This window comes from Thiohalophilus sp. (genome assembly GCF_031581315.1).
In the GTDB taxonomy this organism is placed as follows: domain Bacteria; phylum Pseudomonadota; class Gammaproteobacteria; order UBA6429; family Thiohalophilaceae; genus Thiohalophilus.
Window position 1 is genome coordinate 1 of the sequence record NZ_JAVLAZ010000117.1, and the last position, 6,076, is coordinate 6,076.

At 61.6% G+C, this 6,076-nt stretch carries 7 protein-coding genes; 3 read left to right on the plus strand and 4 right to left on the minus strand.

The window, feature by feature from the left end; genetic code table 11:
- The 4 genes from rdgB to RI563_RS12205 all read right to left on the minus strand — a co-directional run.
- Positions 1 to 530: RdgB/HAM1 family non-canonical purine NTP pyrophosphatase (gene rdgB / locus RI563_RS12190; RefSeq protein ID WP_310694657.1), on the minus strand; the 530-nt coding region annotated here is incomplete at its 3' end.
- 2 nt (positions 531 to 532) lie between these two features.
- Positions 533 to 1,249, minus strand: coding sequence for a ribonuclease PH (rph, locus tag RI563_RS12195; RefSeq protein WP_310694658.1), 717 nt, complete (start codon positions 1,247 to 1,249; stop codon positions 533 to 535).
- 155 nt (positions 1,250 to 1,404) lie between these two features.
- A complete protein-coding gene (locus tag RI563_RS12200; RefSeq protein WP_310694659.1) occupies positions 1,405 to 2,262 on the minus strand; it encodes a serine/threonine-protein phosphatase in 858 nt (285 codons plus the stop codon).
- A gap of 3 nt (positions 2,263 to 2,265) precedes the next feature.
- Positions 2,266 to 3,165: a serine/threonine-protein kinase gene (locus RI563_RS12205; protein ID WP_310694660.1), complete on the minus strand. Its 900-nt coding sequence runs from the start codon at positions 3,163 to 3,165 to the stop codon at positions 2,266 to 2,268.
- A 133-nt stretch (positions 3,166 to 3,298) separates the two neighbouring features.
- Between RI563_RS12205 and RI563_RS12210 the strand changes: the two genes are divergently transcribed.
- The 3 genes from RI563_RS12210 to RI563_RS12220 form a co-directional block, all read left to right on the plus strand.
- On the plus strand, positions 3,299 to 4,162 hold the full coding sequence (locus RI563_RS12210; RefSeq protein WP_310694661.1) for a YicC/YloC family endoribonuclease: 864 nt from the start codon (positions 3,299 to 3,301) through the stop codon (positions 4,160 to 4,162).
- A gap of 19 nt (positions 4,163 to 4,181) precedes the next feature.
- Complete coding sequence (gene gmk / locus RI563_RS12215) at positions 4,182 to 4,832, plus strand: guanylate kinase (protein ID WP_310694662.1); 651 nt, start codon at positions 4,182 to 4,184, stop codon at positions 4,830 to 4,832.
- A 240-nt stretch (positions 4,833 to 5,072) separates the two neighbouring features.
- On the plus strand, positions 5,073 to 6,076 hold a 1,004-nt coding region (locus RI563_RS12220; protein ID WP_310694663.1), incomplete at its 3' end, for a GSU2403 family nucleotidyltransferase fold protein.

Here is a 6,076-nt window from a genome sequence, read left to right on the forward strand (position 1 = left end):
TTGGTTTCGGCGGGCAACTGGGCGGAGGTGCAGCCCTGTTCGGGGACATAAAAGATCGGGTCATAGCCGAAGCCGTTGTCGCCGGCCGGCTCGAAGGTGATCACGCCTTCCCAGGTGCCCTGGCAGATCAGCGGAGTGGGATCGTTGGCGTGGCGCAGGAAGACCAGCAGGCATTGAAAGCGGGCGGTGCGCTTTTCCTCGGGAATCTCTTTCAGATCGGCCAGCAGTTTTTGCAGGTTCTGTTCGTCACTGGCGCCGGCACCGGCATAGCGGGCCGAGTAGATGCCGGGCGCACCGTCCAGGGCGTCGACTTCCAGGCCGGAATCGTCGGCAATGGCCGGCAGGCTGGCGTGTTGCGCGGCGTTGCGGGCCTTGAGAATCGCGTTTTCGACAAAGGTCAGGCCGGTCTCGTCCACCTCGCCGGCGTTGAACTCGGACTGGGGCAGCACCTGCATGTCGATCCCGGCCAGCATCTGATCGATTTCCCGCACCTTGCCCGGGTTGTTACTGGCCAGCACGATGCGCTGCATGCTCAGGCCCCCAGGGCTTCGCGCTGTTTGTCGATCAGCTGGTCGATGGCCTGCTTGCCGAGATCCAGCATCGCCTGCAACTCCTGCGGCGAGAACGGCTCGCCCTCGGCGGTGCCCTGGATCTCGATGAATTTGCCCTCGTCGGTCATGACCAGGTTCATGTCGGTTTCACAGTTGGCGTCCTCGGCGTAATCGAGATCCATCACCGGGGTGCCGTTGAAGACGCCGACCGAGATAGAGGCGACATGGTTGATCAGGGGATCTTTTTTGATCTGTTTGGTTTCCAGCATGTGGCTGATGGCATCGGCCAGCGCCACATAACCGCCGGTGATCGAGGCGGTGCGGGTGCCGCCGTCGGCCTGGATGACATCGCAATCAACAGTAATGGAAAACTCGCCCAGTGTCTTGAGGTCCACCGCGGCGCGCAGGGAGCGACCGATCAGCCGCTGGATCTCGACCGTGCGCCCGCCCTGCTTGCCACGCGCGGCCTCGCGGCCCATGCGACTGCCGGTGGAGCGTGGCAGCATGCCGTATTCGGCGGTAATCCAGCCCTGGCCCTGGCCACGCAAAAAGCCCGGGACCCGATCCTCGACGCTGGCGGTGCAGATCACCTTGGTGTCACCAAACTCGATCAGCACCGAGCCTTCGGCGTGCTTGGTGTAATGACGGGTGATGTTGATATCGCGTAACTGATCGGGGTTTCGGCCACTGGGTCGCATAATGTTGAATCTCGTCGCTTGAATGAGGCGGCAGTATAGCGCGTCTGGCTCCGGCCGTTAACGTCTGAAAATATTCACCACCAGGACTCCAAGACACCAAGTTTTACAAATTAAATATCTTTTCTTTGTGCCTTCGTGTCTTGGTGGTGAGCTGTTTATTTCATTTCGTCTTCGTAGGTTTTGATGGCGCGTTCGATCTCCTCGATGGCGCCGTCGAGGGTGTTGACGTCGTGGCGGCGCCGGGAGGTCTGGCGGGGTTTTTTGTGCAGTTGCTGTAGGGAGATCACGCGCGCGGCGATGGCGCTGGTGTTGTCGCTGTGGGGATAGCTGGACTGTTCGGCCCGTTCGGCCAGCTGGTCGATGGTGTCGCGCAGGCTGCCGGAGTCGAGGCTGGAGCCGATCAGGGCATCGTCCAGCGGTTCCCAGAAACCGTCGGAACAGAGCAGCAGCACGTCGCCTTCCTGGATCGGAACGCTGTTGCTGATCGACACCTGCGGCTCGCCGGGATTGAGTCCGATGCACTGGGTGACGAAGTTGCGCATCGGGTGGCCGTGACGCTTGGCCAGCGAGATGCGCCCTTCCTGATAGAGCTGCTCCACGTAGGAATGGTCCTGGGTGCGGTAGATCGGCAGGCCGTCCCGGAACAGGTAAAAGCGGCTGTCGCCGACATGCGCCCACCAGGCTTTGCCTTCCTGGATCAGACACAACACGGCGGTGGTACCGGGTGCCAGGGGCGGATCCTGCTCCTGGCCGCTCAACAGCACGGCACGATGGGCCCGGCGCAACAGCTCGCGCAAAAAGCGCGGTGGATCCTCGGCGGGCAGGGGATGCAGTCCCAGCTCGGTCTCGATGGTATCCACCAGCGCCTGGGCGGCCAGATCGCCGCCGGGGCGGCCGCCCAGTCCGTCGCCCAGCACCAGCAGCGTCCCCTGTTCACTGACAAAGGCGCCGAGGCGATCCTGGTTGATCTCGCGGTTGCCGAGGCGGCTGGTACGACCGATCTCCACCTGCACGATTCAGCCTCCTTCTTCCACCGCGCTGTCGGGCTCGCCATTTGCCAGCAGGGACTGCAATTCATCCACCGACTGGGGGCGCAGCATTGGATCGACTTCCATGGCGCGGTCCACGGCGCTGAGCAGGCGCTGGGAATAGCCTTTTTTAAAGGCGTAGACCGCCGGGCGCATGCTGTCCCGTTCGCGGCGCTTGGTCGCGGACATGGGCGGCTGGCCGCTCATGCAGGTGCGCATGGTGGCGCCGATGGCATAAATGTCGGTCCAGGGCCCCACGTAACCGCCGGGATCCAGCTGTTCGATGGGCGAGTAGCCGGGCGTAACCACCTGGTTGGGCTGGAACTGGCGGGTATGCATCATCTCGTGCACCGCGCCGAAATCGAGCAGCAGCGGCCGGCCGCCGGGACGCAGATGGATATTGCCGGGCTTGATGTCCAGGTGCAGCAGGCCCCGGCTGTGAATATGCTGCAGCCCGTCGAGCAGGCCGTTGAACACGGTCAGGATGAAGGCTTCGCTCATCTTGCCCTTGTGTTTGAGAATATAGCCCTGCAGGTTCACCCCTTCCTCGAACTCCATCACCATGTAGACCGTGCCGTGCTGGCGGAAGAAGTTGATCACGTTGACGATGTTGGGGTGCTTGATGCTTGAGAGGGTCCCGGCTTCCTGAAAGAACAGGCGCCGGCCATGGGCAAAACGCTCGACGAAATGATCCTGCGAGGCCACCACGTCCAGTTGCTCGTCGCGGACCGCCAGCTTGCTGGGCATGTACTCCTTGATCACCGCCTTGTTGCCGCTATCGTCGGTGGCCAGATAGACGATACTGAAGCCGCCACCGCCGATGACGCGCTGGATGGTGTACCCGTCAAGTCGGGTGCCATTGGGAAGTTCGTGGGTAATTTTGGCCATAGCGTTTTGTTCGCCCTCATCAGCCCGGCAAGATTACCACACTCCTGGTCCGGATGGATGGTCAACCCCGGCGGCTTGCTGTACGCTATAACTATCGGCATCCACTACCAATATATAAAGAAAGATAACGCACATGGTCTACAGCATGACCGCCTTTGCCCGCCAGCGCTGGTCGGGCGAACCGGGCGAATTCAGTCTTGAAATCCGTTCCGTCAATCATCGTTATCTTGATTTGAATCTGCGCCTGCCCGAGGATCTGCGGGCCTTCGAGCCGCTGATTCGCGAGCAGGTGAGCGAGCGACTGGCGCGCGGCAAACTGGATATCAGTCTGCGTTTTCAGCCGGCGGTGGCGGCCCAGGGGCTGGATGTAGATCTGGCGCTGGTCGAGGAACTGGCTAAAGCCAGCCACGTGGTAGATAAATATATCTACAACCCGGCGCCGGTCAGCTCCCTGGATCTCATGCGCTGGCCGGGTGTGATGCGCAGCGCACCCGCCGATGAGGCCCAATTGCGCAACGCCCTCGGCGAGCTGCTCGACAGCGCGCTGGACGATCTGCAGGCCATGCGCCGGCGCGAGGGAGAGAAACTGCGCGAGGCGCTGTTGCAGCGTTGCGAGGGTATCGAGTCGATTGTCGCTGAACTGCAATCGACACTGCCCGGAATTCACCAGGCCTGGCGCGACAAACTGCGCACCCGGCTGGATGAACTGCGCCAGGAGGTCGATGAAGATCGGCTGGAGCAGGAGCTGGTATTGCTGGCGCAAAAGGCTGACGTGGACGAGGAGCTGGATCGCCTGCGCATGCACCTGGGGGAAATCCGCGAGGTGCTGGAGGTGGACGAACCGGTGGGACGCCGGCTTGATTTCCTGATGCAGGAGCTGCATCGCGAGGCCAATACGCTGGGCTCCAAATCGGTGGACAAACAGATGACCCGGGCCTCGGTCGATTTGAAAGTACTGATCGAACAGATGCGCGAACAGGTCCAGAACATCGAATAACCAACCCGGACAACAACCTATGGCACTGACAGACGAATACTCCACCCTGGGCACCCTGTATGTGATCGCCGCCCCCTCCGGGGCCGGCAAGACCTCGCTGGTAGCGGCGCTGGTGGAGAGCACGCCCGATATCGATGTCTCCGTTTCGCACACCACCCGGCCCATGCGCCCCGGTGAGCAGGACGGGATCCATTACCACTTTACCGATGTGCCGACCTTCGAGCGGATGATTGGCGAGGCCCGCTTTCTGGAACACGCCAAAGTGTTCGACAACTATTACGGCACGGCCATGGCCAGTATCGAACAGGAACTGGAGGCCGGGCGCGATGTGATCCTGGAGATCGACTGGCAGGGCGCGGCGCAGGTGCGCAAGCAGGTTCCCGACTGCGTCGGCATTTTCATTCTGCCGCCCTCCCGCGAGGCGCTGGAAGAACGGCTGCGCGGCCGCGGCCAGGACCCCGACGAGGTCATCGCCCGGCGCATGCGCGATGCGGTCAACGAAATGTCCCACTACGCCGAATTCGACTACCTGGTCATCAACGACGACTTCGAAACCGCCCTCGCCGACCTGCAAAACATCGTCCTCGCCCGGCGCCTGCGCTTCGCCGCCCAGTCCCGGCGCCACGCCGAGTCCCTCAAGCAGTTGCTTGAGGGAGGGGCTAGTGACTAGGTTCTAGTTGCTAGAGGGTTTGCCGGGGCTGATTTTCTATCACCCCACCCTCGTGGCTCCTGGCTCCTAATGAGTAGGCCGGACATAGCGCAGCGGTGTCCGGCAACCAGGGGCGCCCGATACCGCTGCGCTATATCGGGCCTACCCGACTAGCCCCTGGCCCCTGATTGAGGCGGAGCGCATTCTGGCGTTATACGCTGTTTATTACTAAACTGCGTATAACTGAAGGGAGGCCGGAAGATGCGCGAACTACCGCAGAGCACCCAACTTTTATATACCCAGCTGCTGAGCCAATGCCTGCAGGCAAATGCGCCTGCCAGCCGGGGGCTCTCCTTTGTCAGCAAATCGATTAAAGGTGGCCGGCACTGGTATCTGCAATTGACGGTTGGCAGCCGTAAAACCCAGCATTATGTCGGGCCGGATACCCCCGAGGTTCGCCGCCTCATCGAGAATGAAAAGCAGCTCTGGAGAGAGGCCGAGCCCGATCGCGCGGCCCGGGAACAGCTGGTTTCCATGTTGATCAGTGGGGGGGCGCTCACCGTCAGTGCGGCAGAGGCGCGCCTGCTGGAAGTGCTGGAGCGGACAGGCGTATTTTTGCTGGGCGGCGTGCTGGTCGGCTCGCACGCGTTTTCGATCTACGGCAACATGCTCGGCGTCGAATGGCCGACCCGTACCCTCGAAACACACGATATTGATATTGCCGGTGATGACCGGCTTACGGTGGGGGTCGAGAACCAGGAGACAAACTTACGTCAGGCGTTACTTGATTCGGGTATGGGGGTGGTTGAGGTGCCTGCCCTGGATCGCAAAGCACCCTCCACCGGTTTCCGCATCCAGGGCAAACAGCTGAGTGTCGATCTGTTGACCCCACTTATTGGTAAACCCGCCGGCAAACCGGTGTTGATTCCGGCGCTGAAGACCTATGCCGAACCGGTACGATTTCTCGATTATTTGCTGGAATCCGCGCAACCGGGAGTAGTGGTAGCGCGCGCCGGCATCCTGGTGAATGTGCCGGCCCCGGCCCGCTTCGCCCTGCATAAACTGGTGACAGCGGTTCGGCGTCCTGTCGCACAGCAAACCAAGGTTCGCAAAGATCTCTTGCAAGCCGAGTTGCTGCTGGAAGTGCTGTTGCGTGATCGACCCGGGGATATTTCACTGGCGATCGAGGCGGCCCGCCAGATGCCGGACAAATTCTTCGCCCAGCTTGTTAGCGGGGCCGAACACCTGCCCGACAAGTCCCTCAA